We start from the raw sequence: 16,588 nt of genomic DNA on the forward strand, positions 1-16,588 counted from the left end.
TACTATATTGACATAAATCCAAGGATAATTAAAATCGTTGTAACGCACCCACATGGAGCTTTTATTTCAGCGTTATCAATACCTATTTCTAGGCTTACGGCTTCCCCCGACATTCGACAATTTAAGGCTTATCACCTAGGGTATGCTAAGAGGCATAAATGATTATACATTAGACACTCTCTACATTAATTACATGGCTAAATATTGTAATCCTATGTATAAAGGGGCGCGGTACAATTTACCCATACCTGTTTTGTTCATCAATAGCCCACTTAATGCTCCAAGTGTGCCACCGATAGAACTTATATTTCCACCAAGAGAGTTTATATATTTGATAGCAGATGCTAGCGAATCTAAACCTTTTACTCCTGTGGTTCCTAAATCTACAAAGAATTTTACCAGTTCAGAGTCAATTATTGTATTGGACAAAGACTGAAATGCTGAGACATTTTGAGAAATTTTACCACTGATACTATCAAGGTATTTTTCATTTTCCTTAGTAGCACTACCCACACTGTTAATCGCCTGTTCTGTTGCTTTTTCGGCATCTGAGAACTGTTGGGTAATTGCATTCCAAGTTGTTACGTTTCTCTTACCAGCAGCAAGTTCTGCATAATACTGTTTCTGCTTATCAGTAAGGGTTGGTAATACCTTTGAGTAATCTTGGGCAATCTGATATATACTTCTAAGATTTCCATCAGCATCCTCAATGGCTATGCCAATTTTACCAAAACTTTTTTGTAGTTCTGCTGATAATCCATCAATACTTTCTCCGTCTTCGTTTACACCTCGTAAGCGAGCAGAAAGAGTAATAAGGGAGGTTGACACTTTTTCAACATTACGCAATTGTGCATAACCCGCTGTAAGCAATCCTATTGTTTCTTGAATTGTAGTTCCACTTTGAGCCATGGTTCCAGCGGTACGTTCTAATCCTTCTGCTAATTCGTCAAAACCAATTGGACTCTGGTTAGATGTACTGTTTAACATATCAACAATAGACATGGTTTGAGATTCAGCCATATCATATCCTTTTAGTACAGATATAAGCGTTCCTGCCGCATCAGTTGTCTCGGTAATTCCTTCTGCGACGTTTGTCATCATAAGCGCAGCTTCTGCCATATCCATACTATCAGATAATTCATAACCAGCACGTTTAAACTCGGTTATGGCATCAATTACCTGGGTTCCAGTTTTACCTACAGTTTCCCCTAATTTGTATGCTTTATCTGTAATCTCAGCTAATCCCTTTGCGGATAAATCGGAAACCTTTGATAACTCAAGTAGAGAATTATCTAGGTTTATAACTTCTTCCCTCATTTTTCTCAATGAATTTAATCCGGTCATAATTAACCCGGAAACACTTACCCATGAGAAAAATTTACTTCCCATATCTTTGACGGAATCCCATGGAGTTTTTCCCAACAAATTCATTTCTCTAGCATTAATTTTAATCTTCTCAAACTCAGCATTAAGTTTGTCATACTCAGATGTTGGTAAATTCGGTTTTTTCAACCCATCAAGAACCCTATTTACGTCAGCGCCTAATAATTTCATAGCTTTACTATTATTATCTGCCCATGTTTTAATGGAATTGGTTTTTGATAGTCGCTGAGAATCAGTTGCTAATTTATTTGTTTTGAGCGTGACTTCTGAAACGGATATTCCGGCAGATTTAGCAGAATCAGAGAATGATTTAAACCTACTATTGACGACAGAAAAATCACCTTGCGTTTTTACTTTAGATAAATCACTAAGCAAACTCTCAACACTAACTTCTGCTCCATTAATTTGAGTTTTGAATTTATTAATCTCTGGACTAATTCTCTGAATATCTGCGATTTTTGCTTCAAGACCAGAAACATTAATTCCAACTTTTTCATCTTTATTGATGGCAACAGTTTCAGCCTTTACTTTTGATAGTTCTGATCTAGCAACCCTTAATTGATCATTAAAAGTATTCAGAGAAGCAGTATCTCCAACTTTAGATAAAGCAACATCTAAGTCATTTACGGTTTTTGTAATTTGAGGAAAATCTTTTGCATCAGCTTTTAATTTTTCTAAGTCATTGTTGGCAATCGAGAGTCCAGAATTAAAGTCAGTTCCCTTTAATTTGCTAGAAACATTTTCTGCATTTCGATATTCCTTGACCATACTTTGCAAAATGGAAATTTGTTTTTTCGCTTCTACTTCCATATCTGCAAAATTAGACTTAGAAGCCGCACCAACGCTATTAATACTAGCTTTTACCACTTCGTACTGTTTTGATAGAGAGTCAATATTAGCCTGCGATTTAATTGGCTTTGATGAATTTTGATCTTTATAACCAGATTGGATAGAATCAAGTGAGTTACTTAATTGCCCAACTAATCTTTTTTGCTGACTTATGAAGTTGTCTGTTTTAATTGTTGCGGTATCAAGTGATTTTGAATACTGTCCTGCAACCTCCACAAACCCACGAAGAGCTTCTTCTTCCCCGTTTGCATTTTTATTGGTTCCAATTTGTCTCCACGCTATTGTTTTTTTTATTACTTCATTAAGTTCATTCTTATAAGAAACAGTAGCTTGATGAAGTCTTGTAATATTTTTACCAGCATCTTTATCAAATGAAGTACGGGTATCTATTTTTATATCTGTAAGTTGACCCTTAGCTTCAGTCCAATTGCTTACTAACCCTTCCATTTCACGTTTGAATTCATTGGATGTAGAGGGGTCAATTTTGAAATATTTCCCCATTGATTTAGAGCTAACATTTGATATTGCCTTATCTGCATTATCAGAAATCAACTGTCCAACGGTTTTTCCAATCTGTTTCGCCTGATTCTGTAATTGGTTTGTATTACCAAACACGAGGTTAATGTCAATTCCGTTTTTAGTTAACTGATTTTTTAATTCAGTAATTGCCGACTGATCTAAATTTAGTTTAGATACAGTTACAGCCAAATCTTTAATTGCCTCGGCTTGTTTTTGTAAATCACCTTTGGCATTAGCATCTAATAAGGCACCAAGCTGAATTTTATAATCGTTCATTATTCTATCACCCCTTTAACAAAAAAAAGACTAACATAAATTAGTCTAGGTTATTTTAATACCCTGTTTTATTAAGTTTTCTTTTAAAATATCAATAATTTCTCCAAGTTCCTTCAAGGCTCTGTCCCAAAATCCACCTGAATTTACACGTGCAGTATAACCGTGATTTCCGCCATCGCTATCATCATCAGGAAACCTAAAGTTTGCCCAATTGACTACATCCATACCCATAGCAAATCTGCCGTCATAATCATGTGGGTAACTTGGGTCGAATTTTCCAGTATAAGGATAGGCATAATTGAGATAATCTTCATCTATTTTAACTTCACATGCAAACCCGTTTTTTGTTTTAACTATGTCGGTCTTTACAAGCGAAGTTAATAAACGTTCTGTTCTTTCGTATATTTTTGGTGTAAATTCTATATAGTATTGTTTTATAGAATCATCTATTGCTTTATAAACTTTTTTTTGAACATCCGATAACATTTTCTTAGCAATTTTCTCAAATAGTTTATCTAAATCTTTTCCATTCTTAATTACAGTAGCCATAGCTATTCTCTTTCTTTCTTATCATTCCCATCATCCTTATGTACAGAATCATGAATAACACTAGCTAATTCAGCCAAAAATTCTTTTTTAACATCATCAGGAGTCATTTCCTTACTAGCGATAGCTAATTTGGTTAACATCTCTATATAGTCATCACTATGAGAGAGTGCCTTATAAATTTCCATTTTTAGTTTTGCATAGAATAATTTTGATTTGATGTAATTTAACATTTAAGTTTCCTTTCTTATTGTGAGTGAACTGAAAATTTCCAATAGTTACAATTTGTCAAAACCTCAAATTTGTTCTCGTTTGGTAGATATTTTACTCGTGAAATTTGTGGGCTTGTAGAGCATATGTATTGATAGGTCTTTGAATCTAGGTTGTATTTATTGTCGCCTAATATTTTTGCGATTTCCCAATCATACATTAATGAATAATCACCTCGATTTCGGTACGAGGGTTATTCTTGTCATAGCTAGTTTTTAAAGTGAGAGAGCGAAGATGCGACCCGTCGTCGTCAACAATGAAGCCAGACTCGCTAAAGCCATCTAAAATAAATTTAGGAACCGTATTATCACAATCTATCCGTCTTTTAGTTGGCATATATGTAGTAAAAATCATTTCAAAGTTATCAAGATGTTCATTTTGTAATCCTAAATCGTTAATCCACCAAAAAATGAAATCTTTCCACTTTTGCTTTAGAGCATTCATTTGAATACGTGGCAACACCATCCAAATATTTATGGAAGGGTGGTAGGCATGTTCAATTGCCTTTTTTCTAGCTCTTGGGTGTTTGGAAAAATAATACTTATTATATTTTTCCACCACGCCACCATCTAATATCAATTTTATTTTTTCTATGACAATTTCACTTCCTTTTCTGCAATATAAAAACTCCACCAGATTGCCCGGTGGAGTTGTATCTATGTATTATGAATTTATGTAAAGTTAACTTAAAGTGTTTGTCATACTAGTCTTCGCCAAAAGACAAATATAACCTTTTGATTCCAATTCTTGTTTTAGGACAATAGCTTCATCTAATTCCGATAACGGATAGTTGTCCTCAAAAAAGATGGAAGATATGTAATCGTCAATGGATAATGCAATAAGTTTGTAATACCCCATTATGCTACCTCTAAATATCCGTGCTTACGAAGTTGTTTTGTTATGTATGCAATGCCCTCTGGATAGACCCTTGTCTGTAAATGAGCGGTACCATCAGGAGCAATGGCAGGACACGCCATAAATTTCCCACGATGTACAGGTCTTTCATATGGAACGTTGTCTCCATTTTCATTTTTAAAGCAAATCCCGATCTCTCTTAATCTGTCAAATAACTTATACTCACCAATTCCAATAAAGTGTGCGACTTCATTTACAGAAAATGTTCCTTTAGTATCCATTAAGAGTTTCCAGTCTTTTTCGGTTTCTTCAAGTGAAGATATTCTCTTCTTTTGAGCGGCGATAATTTCATCTTTCTTTTCAATCGTTGCATTTGCGATTTTCACTGCTCTTGCAAGAAATACCTCATTTGGCTCTTCTTCTATGACCGGTATATATCCACCCGTCTTGCGAATCTGAGGAAGTATTTCTGATGTCACCCACTTGCGAAACGCTCTTGCATTCTTGGCTTTAGATTCAAACGTTAAATCATAGAGAGAATCTTCAGTAATTCGTGTAGCTTCAAAGTTGCTATCTAACGTTATTGTTTCAAAGTTGTCACCTGGTGACAACCCTTTAATAGAAAGGCTTTCACAGATATGCACTATTTTATCCTTTCTCAGATATGTACGTCCTTTTGCCTGTTTGGTGTATCCTAAACATGAACAAACTTCTCCAAGAAAAAAATAAATGTCTTCATTAAATTTTGTGACAGTTAATTTACCAAATTCAATGTTCTTAAAAATTTTTAAATCATTCATTATTTAATTCCTCCATTCAATGTTGTAAAAATGAGTTGGAGTGTGTATAATGATAATACGCACTCATGCTACCTAGTGTTTGTGCGATAAAAGGTGCTGCCGACTTGTCCAGAGTGGGGCAGTGCCTTTATTTTTTGATTTTCTCTAATATTTCTGACGCACTTATACCACTGTTCAAATATATCTCTACAAATTCTTTTATGAATCCTTGAACAGAAATTCCATCTTTTATCGTCTTTAACTTAAGACTTTGATGAATGTCGTCATCTAATCGCACAATTATCTGTTTAATAATTTTACACCTCCATCTATAATATTTGATAATAAGATATCATGATATTATGATAGCATGAATGCAGAAATAAGTCAACTCATTTTATTATTTCCTCTATGGCTTTATAAATAGGATAGTGAACGTGGTCAGAGGATTCCCACTTCGCAAAGGAGCGACCTTCGCTATTCACTACCCAAGGGCGAGTTCAATAACCTCTCGCCACACAGATATGAAAATACCTGCATCAACCTATTGGTGCTCATGTAGATATTCTCTATTTTGAAATGCAAAAAGAGCGAAATCAAATTAATGAAATCGCCCTTTAATCAGTTAATCTACTACATTCAATTCTCGCATAACCGGCTCAACGACACTATGAATGAATCCGTTGCCGCCGTGTGATTCGTAGCTTTTAAATAAATCCCAAAAGGCATCCTTTTCCAGTGCGCTCCATTCACCAAGATCTTTATATTTCTTATAATAAATAATTATAGTGTCTTTTAACTTTGCCATTTCTGTCTCGTCCATCTTGTTCTGCATAAAGGTGATTTGATCACTCAACGTATCAATTTTATTCGATACACTTTGCAAGTTTTCCTTTAATTTTTCATCATGCTTAATAGACTGTTCTACGTCGATGGCTCTTTGTTTCCATAAGTCATCAAGGCTTTTGGCTGTCTGTATAATAAGTCGTCTCTCTTCATTTTTTTGTTTTACCCACCTGACCGGTTTACCAATTGCCACAGAGAACTTTTCTATTGCGACTTGGGCGGCAACAAAGATAGCCAATATTTGAAAACCTGTTGTCACCCATGTCAATATGTCAATATTTTGTAATTCCGCAAGTTTTTTCACTCATTATGTACCTACCTCTCGAATTATAACGCTTTATTTTTGATATCAAATAATGCGGTGCCAACCAATGAATCTAAATAATCTTCAAAATCAGAATTGGCTTCTTTCAAACTTCTGTAAATGGAAGTTGATAATGCCTGACACACTTTAGTCTTGGCAAGTTCTTTTACTTCCTCCTGTTTTTCAGGTGTCCAGTCCGATGTTTTCTTAATATGTTTCACTTCTACCTCATAAACCGATTTTACCGATTTGACAACTTCCTCATATAAAATGGAAGCATATTTATCTAGTTTCTTTGTTTCAGTCCATGCGTAAATCTGCTTCCATGCATATCCTAAAATTGGAACCAAAACAACCGTCCATATAGTGGACAACACTTCCATAATATTGATATTCTGCAATACTTCATTCATAATATAATACCTCCATTCTGAAATAGGAGAGTAGCAGATTCTCGGCTATTTCACATATGCTGTGTGTCATGTGGTCACGAGTATATCTGATCTACTTTTACACTCATTATCTTGAGCAACCTATATTGATTTGACATCAGTTTTCGTATTTTTTATCAGCATACATTTCTGACAATGCATCCCACAATGATTTACACTTTTTATATTTCCAGACAGATATCTTATCTGTGCTAGTATATACCCATGTATAACGAATTCCTTTTGATTTCAGAAAGGCAACCTCATTAACAAATGAAGTTGCATATTCTTTATCCCACTTGTTTTTATTTTCCATATTCATTATTAATCGTAAAAAAATGGGACACATAAATATCAATTAAATAGATTAAAAGAATTTTATGCATCCCATCTCTCTATTCAATCTGCTCGCTTTCCTTTTCATTTACAGAAGTACTCTTATTAGGTTTTCTTTCTTTAACCCTATTAGTTGCTTCTGTATTGCTCTTGTTGTCGATATCTCTTGCGGATATGACTTTTTGCAAATATTCCTGTCCGCATTCAACGGAGCACGCCACCGTCCTCCAATGAAAAGCCGTATTATCATGTTCACAATCGCTGCAAGGAGTGTATAATTTACCACATATCTTACACGGTTTTTGGACTTTATATGCCATAAGTATCCTTTCTAACAATTTAAGAGAAAAATTACCTCTCTTGCATTGGTTAATAGACTATGAAATCCCACAAATTCGTTGAACCAGAACAGCCACCAGCGAGAGACTCTGCTTCAATAGCATGTACTGTTGGATCTCCTCCCATAGAAATATCAAACTCGCCACTAAAATCAGCTCTGTTAATAATAAACTGTCCGTGGAAAAGGTTATCACAATTATCTTGTGCCGTTACATCAACGTACATCTTGAGAGTCTTACTATAGGTTTCGGAATCATTTGAAATCTTCGCAGAAACAACCTCCTCGTCATAGAAAACCACAATTTCTGACCCAGCAGGAATATCACCATCAAAAAATGTAATTTCACTTGCGGCATATGCAAATTTACCCGTAGCAGAAGCAGTTGCATCCTGTTCCAACTTTTTACCAAGAGAACCATTTGCGTTTTTCAAATACGCATACCCAATCTCTGCACCGGCTGTTCCCACAGGAGTACCAGTCAACGTTGCCTTGTTAGAATTAACTATAGCAACCTCTGTCTTTCTTACTTTGAAGCTTCCCTGTTCAACGGATGTACCAGTCTGAGCAGCCAAGGCTCCACCAACTAATAATCCATTAGTAGCAGTAACCGTTACCGCCTTATTCTTCTTAAGAGAGCCAATCTTACGCCCACCCCGTCCAGTAATATCAACTTTTTCCTGAGTGTTATTGATCGCCCCCTCCTGAATCTCGTCCATAATAAATTCAAGTTCACCAGCATTATTAAAACATGTAATCTGATCAATTTCAGTGATGCTTAACTTGCTTACGTCAATATCTGCCATTTTAAATCCTCCTTTAGTTGTATAAAAATAAGACCCTATCTAAAATGGGTCTCTGCTACTTATCATCAATCCACCACGACAAACATGACTTGTCGGTCATTTTCGAAACATCTACCGTCCCGGAGTAAACTCCTGTCATAGTTTTATCAAAGGTAATACTTTTCTGTATTTGCTTGAAACTTTGGTTAAATTTATATATTGATAAATTCATTACTTCTTCATAGTTGTATTTAAATTCTGGTCTGTTAACCAGCGCAACTATTAAGTTTTCCAAATATGGCTTGTATGGTTTCTTGGCATTGCGCTTTTGTCTCTTTCTCTCCTTTTCAAGCAAATAACGCTTTGCCTCATCATTACCTGGCTTTGACTTAATCTCTTCAATATTGTTGATTTTTCTAAGAGCGTTTACAATTTTTATGTATATAAATTCATCAATTTTATAATCTATTCCGTTTGTAGGACTATACAAAATATTTGTATCATTGGTTTGATCCACATAAACGCCGTAATCATTTGTATTCATATCAAAAAACAACATTGATAAATCCGATTTACCATACATGGGAAAGAGAGTCATAAATAACTCGTAATTTGATATCTCGGTATAATCTATTCCCATATCATCCAACTGCACCATATACTGATATGGTGTAGCAGTAAGAGAGGAGATGATAGAATAATATGTTTGTTCATCTTCGAGAATTTCGCCAACTTTGGGTATGCGAAGTCTAAGTTTCTCCGTAATATTTATATGGTCAGATAATAGTAAACTCTTCTTATCTTCCATATTTGGCACCATCACTGAAATCCTTCACTACAAATTTAAGCAGACGACCTTTGAATTTTTGTTGCGGATAATACGGAACATTACTTACCAAAGTAGTAGTTCCTATACCCAGAATATTTTTATCGGAGAAGATATTGTCCAACTCACAAACTGCTTTATCATACCAGAGATAAGTTCTCCCATTTTCCTCATATCTTATTGCGTCTTGATGGCAGATGATATAGAAGTATATGGTTAAATCCTTATATACATCATTCCTTGGGTCAATGGCAGCACTAATTTCAAAGTTGATGAATTTATCGGTTTGAGTAATGGTCTCTGGAATATATTCATGAGGAAAAGACCATTTATAAGGGATAATGTCTTCCGGATATTCTTCTTCAGCTTCGCCAAGTAATTTTATCAACTCTTCTGACCTACAAATTTGATCCATAATTAGCTTACGATACTCTATTATTTCATAACTTCTTGCTTTACCTATACCACCACCCCCCCCCTTAAAATCCTTCTACAATAGTTATCTCAATCTCGCCAACATTTTTACCATCAACCAAAATACATAATAAAAAAGATTCTCCTATTAGAGAATCATCATCTACTTGCAATTTAATTGTATTCCCAGAAATCGTCTGAGTTATTTTATCAGCGAAATTACATTCCACATTCCACTCAAAATCTACATCTGCAACAGCAGCTCCATCATTATCTGAAAAATTAACCAAATAAGTTCTCGAATATCCGACCTTTAAGTTGGTATTTCCGGTGATATTTGCAAATAAATTCGCTGTTTCATCGGGTGGGTCTGGATTAGGTGGGGTAGTGATCGGTTCAAAATAGTTACACACACCATTTTTATCAGTATCACGATTATAAGAACTATCTTGTTGTAATGTTAATTCAATCAACCCCTTGCTTCCATAATTAAAAGTAGTATTGTTTACATTTGTAACAGCGTAAGTGGTAGTGCTATATTTGTCTAAGAAAAATCTTCGCGCTTCTCTAATTAATTTTGTATTCTCATCAAATGGAAGCTTAACACGGTGCACTCCGTTTAGAGTTGTGAGAACTGAATCTTCATCTGTCCCAATTGTATTAGTTGAATTATCAACACAAGGATATGAGAGTATGACTCCTTCTGGTGATTGAAATAGAAGAGTATAATTACATAACGTAAGTTCCCCCTGCTTATGTATTTCGCCGATATTAAATAGATTTGTACACAGCCAATATTCTTTAGTATTGTTATCAAATATAATACTACCTACTACAAGATTACTGTCTAACAATGTTTGAATAGTAGATATGACTAAGTTTGAACTCTTTTTCCTACTAAATATTCTACAGTCTAGTTTATCGTCAGATTCCCAAAATGTTATGTGTGGGTTAAATGATGGATCTTCATAAAATGTAGACTGTAATAATATTTTACTGTTTTTGATATTTTCATCTCTTATAGTTGAACCACTAGAATTTAGCATTCTTTTCTTGAAAATTTCTAAAGCAGTCAATTACCCACACACCTCCTTTTTGTATTATTTTTGTTTTCTCCACGAGTATCTTGATAACAGCGTCTCATTTTCTTTGAGATATGTATTATGCATCAATATTAATTTATCTAAAAAATTTGCAGGAGAAAACGCATTGAAATCCTTAGAAGAAAGACTTGCCTTTAAAACTGTAGGTACTCTAATATAATTGGAATCTATAAAAGATAAAAGTAAATAATTAGATAATATTTCTATCTCCATATCATCCAAGTCATCGTTAAATTTACCTTCTGCTTCATTTCTACTTGATAAATCTTTTTTACATGTGTGAAATGAGACAATAGCGGGTCTTAAATGTTCATGTAGCATTTCATATACTTCATTTTCTTCCATTAAAGGAATATCAAAATCCTTTAACTTTGGCAGCACACTGTCATAGATTACTGTATATAGAGTTGCCATAAGCACCTCCTATAAATCAAGCAAATCAAATAAATCTATATTCAACAGCCTTTCCAAACTTTTAACCACCTTGACATCAGAAATGCCCCCGCTAACTACCATGTTCTTGATTTTTGTTACAATAGTATTCTTAATTCCTCGTGGGGGTAATGCGTCAAACTTTTCTTTGATTTCTGACATATTTTCAATAGTGTAAATTGAACCATCCATTAAATCTGCATAATTTTTATAAACAGAAACCAATCCAAATGCTTTGACAACTCTATCATCCTTTGGCTCCAACCATAAATCCTTAAAGTACGATTTATAATTTCTATTCATATCCTTTAAAGCAGAATATGTCATGACTTCTTCGTGTCCAACTGTATCCCATTCATAAAAATCATTGTTCTTAGAATCTTTGTATGAAACATGAGGAATCAATGATACAACGACAATTTCTTCATCGTCCTTTAGTGTTTTAGTATCAACCGTTTTCTTTTCCACAGTTACATTAGAAGATGCCACTGTAGATTCCTCTACAACAGCATCTTCGATTATTGTGGTTGCGGTCTTTTTGCTAGTATTAGCCATATTTTCTAACCACCTCTTATATTATTTTTTTTATGTATTAGGCAAATGTAAATACACCAAAATAAGGAGGAAGCAATAACCCCATTCCTAATTTTGTCTGAACCTGAATATCAACGCTCTGGTCATTATTCTTCTTTCCAGTTGTATCCATATCAGAACGAGTGTCACCAATAAATTCAAGTTTAATTGGCTTTACATCTCCACCCATAACAAATACTTTTGAATCATCAAGAGCTAATTCAAAAGTGCCAGATTTCAACGTCTGAGGAATAACCATCAGAGTATTACCTTCCCAATCACCAATTGAACCAGTTGCTGCCTTTGCCTGTTTCTGAGAATCTGCGAACATCTTATCAGGTACGGCATTTGCAAGTTTCCTTAATGCGCCTTTAGTACCAGCCAATGTCATAGAGCTATATCCACCGGCAGCCTGTACTAAATCTACAAGAGAACCAAGTGCTGATTCATCGTTCCCAGACTTAGAAAATTCATCGGGAACAGAGTTTGCAACATTCTGGAACTGTGCATATAATCTATCCTGGATGTACTTATTAGTAGATTTATAAATCTTGTCCATAATTTTTTCAAGACCAGTGATGCCAAGTAAGAATCTTTCCAAATCCTCGTAAACATGAATATAAATCCACTCAGAAGGAAGAGTAATCTCAGCCCCTACGTCAATAGCCTGACGATTTGTATCCCAGTGGTTACCGGCGAAACTAGCTACAGACAATAATCCACCTTCAGAATAAAATGCAGTCATATCTCCAAGAGCTCTGTTTTTAACTTCAACAAATGCATCAATAAAAGGAGAATTTAACACATTCTCACCAATAGTGATATTTGTGATTTCCTCCATGATTTCAAAAAGCACAAGATTATTTCTTCTGTATGCCTGGTATAAAGTTTTGCCCTGAAGCATGTCTTTATTGATTTTATCTCTAAGATAATTTTCTAAATCCACTCTGGATAATTTTTCGGAATCAATATACTGAGTATAGTCCCCTCTTGCGAGATCAAGAGTTAAATCATAAATCTTTGTTTCTTCTTTAGAAAAAGTTAATTTATTTCTATTCATAATTAAATATCCCTCCTTTAATAATTGTAATTAAGCCAGTGTCGTAACTTTGATCTCATACATATCTCTTGAATATCCATATGTATTTGCAGCGGTTACGAGTGTTGCGCCCTGTACACGTTTTCTCATTACAGTTCCCTCGAATGCAACATCTGCGGTTGTGGTGGCAGAAGCTACTAATTTTCCAGTAGTAGCGTCAACTGTTACATAAGCATCCTTTACAAAATTTGCTACAGAAGCGGCAGTGACACATGCTGTATTTACTAAAAATTCATCATTTAAGGCTAGTTCTCTTACTCTAAATTTTGTTCCAGCCGGAATAACAAATTTATCTTTTCTCTGATTGGATTTATATGTAGTATCAGCAGTCCAAGCGGGCTGATCGATTACAACGGTTGTCTTACCTGCACTCAATCCTTTATGAAACACATAAGTATAATCCTCTCCATCGGCTAATTCATCAATATAACCTATCAGTCCATTTTCCAATTCCTCAGTTGTAGAAATTGCATCAAAAATTCTTTTTGCACCTTTAGTGCTTAACATATTTGAGCTTTCGAATACACCTTTAATTGCCATAATTCAATATCCTCCTTAATTATTTGCTTACTTTAATTGCGCCATATTTTGTCTGAACGACTCCCTCATCATTAGATGTGTAGTCAACAATATCAGCGGTTAAAGTATCATTGTTTTTCTGCTTCTTTGTAAAATTTGTATTTAAAGATTTTTGTGTAAATAAAATTGCACATTTTGCTTCAATCTGATCCAATGATAAATTATCTTTCTCATTTTTAAGTGCCGTGTACTCATCCACTGTACTTAAATGTTCATCAAATTTCGCAAAACACTCATCCTTTTTAAGTTCAACGGCTTTCTTCTCGTTTTCGGCTTTTTCTCTTACGAAATCTTCATATTTCGGTTTAATCTCGTCGTATTCTGACTTAATAGAAGAGTAGTTAGTTTCAGCAGTTTCTTTCGCAGTTGTTAATTCGCCAATCTTTTTATCAGCGGTTTTACAGAAATCTTCCACTTCATTTGCAAAAGAAAAAGCACCATCAATTACTTGAGTGCCTTCTTCAAAATTTGTGTATTCAATTTTCTTTCTGGTTTTAGTTGTAAAATCTACCGCTGGTTTGTCTCCATTCATCGTAAATTTAAAACCGAAGTAGGTATAATTTTCTGCTCTATCAATACAAATTACCTCATCGTTCTGTAAATCTACGGCAGAATATCTTATTCTTAAATCTCCCCAACGATCTCGATACTGTTCATGTGCAGAAACTATATTATCTATTTCGCTAAACTGTTGCATCGCAGTTAAAGAGAAATCAGTTTTTGTTTCCTCTGGTTTTGCCATTTGTGTACCTCCTTTATTAATGTTTTGTTTAACATAATCTGTGTAAGTCTTTAATTTATTTGACAATTCACTTTGAATGCTTTTTACAAAATCACTCATTGTAAACTGGACTTCAATTGTGGAATTGTGCATACCTGGTTCTTGGTCATTGCCTAATATACAAGCTGCTCTAAATGAAAATTTGGTGAAATGGAATAGATTGTTTTCGTCTTCCCACCCTTCAATAGAATCCCATAATTCCATAGAATGTGATTTAACTAAATCTCTATTGATAATTTCAGAGCTTTTATCGAACATGTTCCAAATAATTCCATCTACAACTAAAAAAGTACGTGTTACACCATCATCACATAACCTATCCTCATAATGTGCGTTATTATCTTCGGAGCTTAATATGACACCATACGCTGAACCAGCATATTTTTTTTCAACGTTTCCGTCTTTTCTTGTGATTATGTATCTGTGATCACTAAAATCATCTTCACCCGAAGAATTTTTCTCTATAAACCCGACAATCGGGATGTACTCAATTGTTGGGATTGCATCATCGACGACAGAGCGTTCAAAAATAGATCCGTTATAATTATCTTGCAAATGCATCATCCAGATCCTGACTTTAGTAAATCGCCCATCAGAAGTGTCCATCTCATTTAGTTTTTGAAACATAACAGGAACAGAATAGTTTTCTAGTTTTTTTATATCCATTTTATCTATCACCACCTTTCATTATCTTTTTGCATTTTCATCACCATTTTCTGTTTGCTCACCGGCGGTATCTAACGGCTCACCTTTTGAAGCATTTGTAGGTCTGCCTCCACTGTCTTTACTTTGGGTATAAGAAGATGAAAGTGGTATCAAATTATTCTGAAAGTCAAATATCTTTTGCTGTAAAATAAAAGAACCATCAATCTTAGAAGGCGTCATATCTAGTGCAGCAAGCCATTTTGATATAACGGGTGCACCAAATGAACAACCAGACTGATACCGATCTATAACATCTTTTCGATTGTATATAGTGATATCCAGTAAAAAGAATGAAAATTTATAATTCAATTTATTGTGCTTGTTTAACTTGATATATCTGTTTATCCAGCGTTCAAACTGACGGTAAATACCGTATATTAAACCAGAATCATTTTCTATTGAATACCCCAACGCCGTACCACTAGAGGAGCCATTAAACATTTCATTTGAAACACCTGCCGAGTTATAGGTATCAGTAGTAGCGTCAGCGACATTATTTCGAGTATTGCTCGAATCTTTAAAGCTAATGGCTTCTGCTTTAGAGCCTAATGTATGAATTAATCCAATGTCGTCTGACATACTTTCTTTATTTAATTCTGCAAAAACAGCCAGAGTGTCAGGTGTCAATAATGGCTTATCAACGGTACTTTCATCTATTGGAACCTGAACTAAAATTGCTTTATAATTATCTGTTCTAGCTGATTGTAATTTTAATTTTTTATAAGTGTCCAAATCAAAAATATCCCTTACTATGGAAATTAGTAACGGATACGGATATGTTAGATGACTATTTAATTTTATACATATTTGCTTATCTGAAGGTGGGATATACCAATTAATAATATCTCCATTACGATAGTCAATATAAGCTTGCTGAATATAGTCTGGATAAGCACCTATATTTAAAGGATTAATACTTGATAAATCAAATTTGAAATTATATAGCCCGTCCTGAACCTGTCTTAATTTACAATGACGATTATCTAATTGCTGAATAAAAAAATCTGTAGAATTCTCTAAAATAACTCCGTAAAAGACATCTTGGTAAGGGAGAACTTTCATGATTTTTGAGAACTCATGCTTCAGACTCATCTTTTCAAGTTGCGCAGCTAAAGCAAAATAACTCTTTTTCAAAGTGTCCAAGTTATAGCTATCTTTTACATCATATAAATCAATTCCCCAATCAAAAAGAGCCATGTTACTGTAATATGTATTTAGTCTATTATAATGAGGCGAAATACGCATAAGAAAATCACTTGTAGACAATAAGATTTGAGACGATGAATGCGGATGCTCCAAAGCCAGATTAATGTCATCTAAAGAATAATTTCCGCAGCGATATGTCTCTATTATATTGTTCAAATATAAGTCATTTATCATGAGACGCTTAAATCCAGACCAATCAACAGGTTTGTTCCCATTCATAGATTTATTAAAGTTTGACTCGTCCCGTTCATAGATTTGCTGCGAATTAATAGCAGAAGAGGGGAGTGGAGTAGTGAAATTCTTTGGCTTGTTTTTCGAGCCTTTTGGTCTTGGCATATTTATGTATCACCTCCT

The 16,588-nt window shown here is 34.4% G+C and carries 18 protein-coding genes; all 18 read right to left on the minus strand.

The window, feature by feature from the left end:
* Positions 1 to 189: 189 nt before the first annotated feature.
* Positions 190 to 3,027, minus strand: coding sequence for a phage tail tape measure protein (locus DS742_RS13925; RefSeq protein ID WP_117417583.1), 2,838 nt, complete (start codon positions 3,025 to 3,027; stop codon positions 190 to 192).
* Positions 3,028 to 3,072: 45 nt separating this feature from the next.
* Positions 3,073 to 3,576, minus strand: coding sequence for a YomN family phage-derived protein (locus DS742_RS13930; protein WP_117417584.1), 504 nt, complete (start codon positions 3,574 to 3,576; stop codon positions 3,073 to 3,075).
* Between the two features lie 2 nt (positions 3,577 to 3,578).
* Positions 3,579 to 3,806 carry a hypothetical protein gene (locus DS742_RS13935; protein ID WP_117417585.1) on the minus strand — a complete coding sequence of 76 codons (228 nt, stop codon included), beginning with the start codon at positions 3,804 to 3,806 and terminating at the stop codon, positions 3,579 to 3,581.
* Positions 3,807 to 4,002: 196 nt separating this feature from the next.
* Entirely contained in the window at positions 4,003 to 4,422 is a 420-nt protein-coding gene (locus DS742_RS13940) for a RusA family crossover junction endodeoxyribonuclease (protein ID WP_117417586.1), read from the minus strand.
* A gap of 278 nt (positions 4,423 to 4,700) precedes the next feature.
* Positions 4,701 to 5,498, minus strand: a complete 798-nt coding sequence (locus DS742_RS13945) for a phage antirepressor KilAC domain-containing protein (RefSeq protein WP_117417587.1) — start codon at positions 5,496 to 5,498, stop codon at positions 4,701 to 4,703.
* A 604-nt stretch (positions 5,499 to 6,102) separates the two neighbouring features.
* Positions 6,103 to 6,627 (minus strand): hypothetical protein, encoded by a 525-nt coding sequence (locus DS742_RS13950; RefSeq protein ID WP_117417588.1) that lies wholly within the window; start codon positions 6,625 to 6,627, stop codon positions 6,103 to 6,105.
* 23 nt (positions 6,628 to 6,650) lie between these two features.
* The gene (locus tag DS742_RS13955) at positions 6,651 to 7,040 is read right to left on the minus strand and encodes a hypothetical protein (RefSeq protein ID WP_117417589.1); all 390 of its coding nucleotides are present in this window, start codon (positions 7,038 to 7,040) and stop codon (positions 6,651 to 6,653) included.
* Between the two features lie 413 nt (positions 7,041 to 7,453).
* Entirely contained in the window at positions 7,454 to 7,615 is a 162-nt protein-coding gene (locus tag DS742_RS28840) for a hypothetical protein (RefSeq protein WP_170313460.1), read from the minus strand.
* 148 nt (positions 7,616 to 7,763) lie between these two features.
* Complete coding sequence (locus DS742_RS13970; protein ID WP_117417592.1) at positions 7,764 to 8,537, minus strand: YomU family phage tail tube protein; 774 nt, start codon at positions 8,535 to 8,537, stop codon at positions 7,764 to 7,766.
* Positions 8,538 to 8,592: 55 nt separating this feature from the next.
* Positions 8,593 to 9,324 carry a hypothetical protein gene (locus DS742_RS13975; RefSeq protein WP_147325791.1) on the minus strand — a complete coding sequence of 244 codons (732 nt, stop codon included), beginning with the start codon at positions 9,322 to 9,324 and terminating at the stop codon, positions 8,593 to 8,595.
* The gene (locus DS742_RS13980; RefSeq protein WP_170313461.1) at positions 9,314 to 9,730 is read right to left on the minus strand and encodes a YomW family phage-derived protein; all 417 of its coding nucleotides are present in this window, start codon (positions 9,728 to 9,730) and stop codon (positions 9,314 to 9,316) included. Before DS742_RS13980 ends, DS742_RS13975 begins: the two co-directional genes overlap by 11 nt.
* 91 nt (positions 9,731 to 9,821) lie before the next feature.
* Positions 9,822 to 10,832, minus strand: coding sequence for a hypothetical protein (locus tag DS742_RS13985; protein ID WP_117417595.1), 1,011 nt, complete (start codon positions 10,830 to 10,832; stop codon positions 9,822 to 9,824).
* Between the two features lie 24 nt (positions 10,833 to 10,856).
* A complete protein-coding gene (locus tag DS742_RS13990; protein WP_117417596.1) occupies positions 10,857 to 11,273 on the minus strand; it encodes a hypothetical protein in 417 nt (138 codons plus the stop codon).
* Positions 11,274 to 11,282: 9 nt separating this feature from the next.
* Positions 11,283 to 11,846 carry a hypothetical protein gene (locus DS742_RS13995; protein WP_117417597.1) on the minus strand — a complete coding sequence of 188 codons (564 nt, stop codon included), beginning with the start codon at positions 11,844 to 11,846 and terminating at the stop codon, positions 11,283 to 11,285.
* A gap of 37 nt (positions 11,847 to 11,883) precedes the next feature.
* Positions 11,884 to 12,924, minus strand: coding sequence for a YonB family capsid-like protein (locus tag DS742_RS14000; RefSeq protein WP_117417598.1), 1,041 nt, complete (start codon positions 12,922 to 12,924; stop codon positions 11,884 to 11,886).
* A gap of 30 nt (positions 12,925 to 12,954) precedes the next feature.
* Positions 12,955 to 13,503 (minus strand): hypothetical protein, encoded by a 549-nt coding sequence (locus DS742_RS14005; protein ID WP_117417599.1) that lies wholly within the window; start codon positions 13,501 to 13,503, stop codon positions 12,955 to 12,957.
* A 19-nt stretch (positions 13,504 to 13,522) separates the two neighbouring features.
* Positions 13,523 to 14,989 (minus strand): hypothetical protein, encoded by a 1,467-nt coding sequence (locus DS742_RS14010; RefSeq protein ID WP_117417600.1) that lies wholly within the window; start codon positions 14,987 to 14,989, stop codon positions 13,523 to 13,525.
* Between the two features lie 21 nt (positions 14,990 to 15,010).
* Positions 15,011 to 16,570 carry a hypothetical protein gene (locus DS742_RS14015; protein ID WP_117417601.1) on the minus strand — a complete coding sequence of 520 codons (1,560 nt, stop codon included), beginning with the start codon at positions 16,568 to 16,570 and terminating at the stop codon, positions 15,011 to 15,013.
* Positions 16,571 to 16,588 lie beyond the last annotated feature (18 nt).

Origin of the sequence: Lacrimispora amygdalina (genome assembly GCF_003432035.1) — a bacterium.
Lineage (GTDB): Bacteria > Bacillota > Clostridia > Lachnospirales > Lachnospiraceae > Lacrimispora > Lacrimispora amygdalina.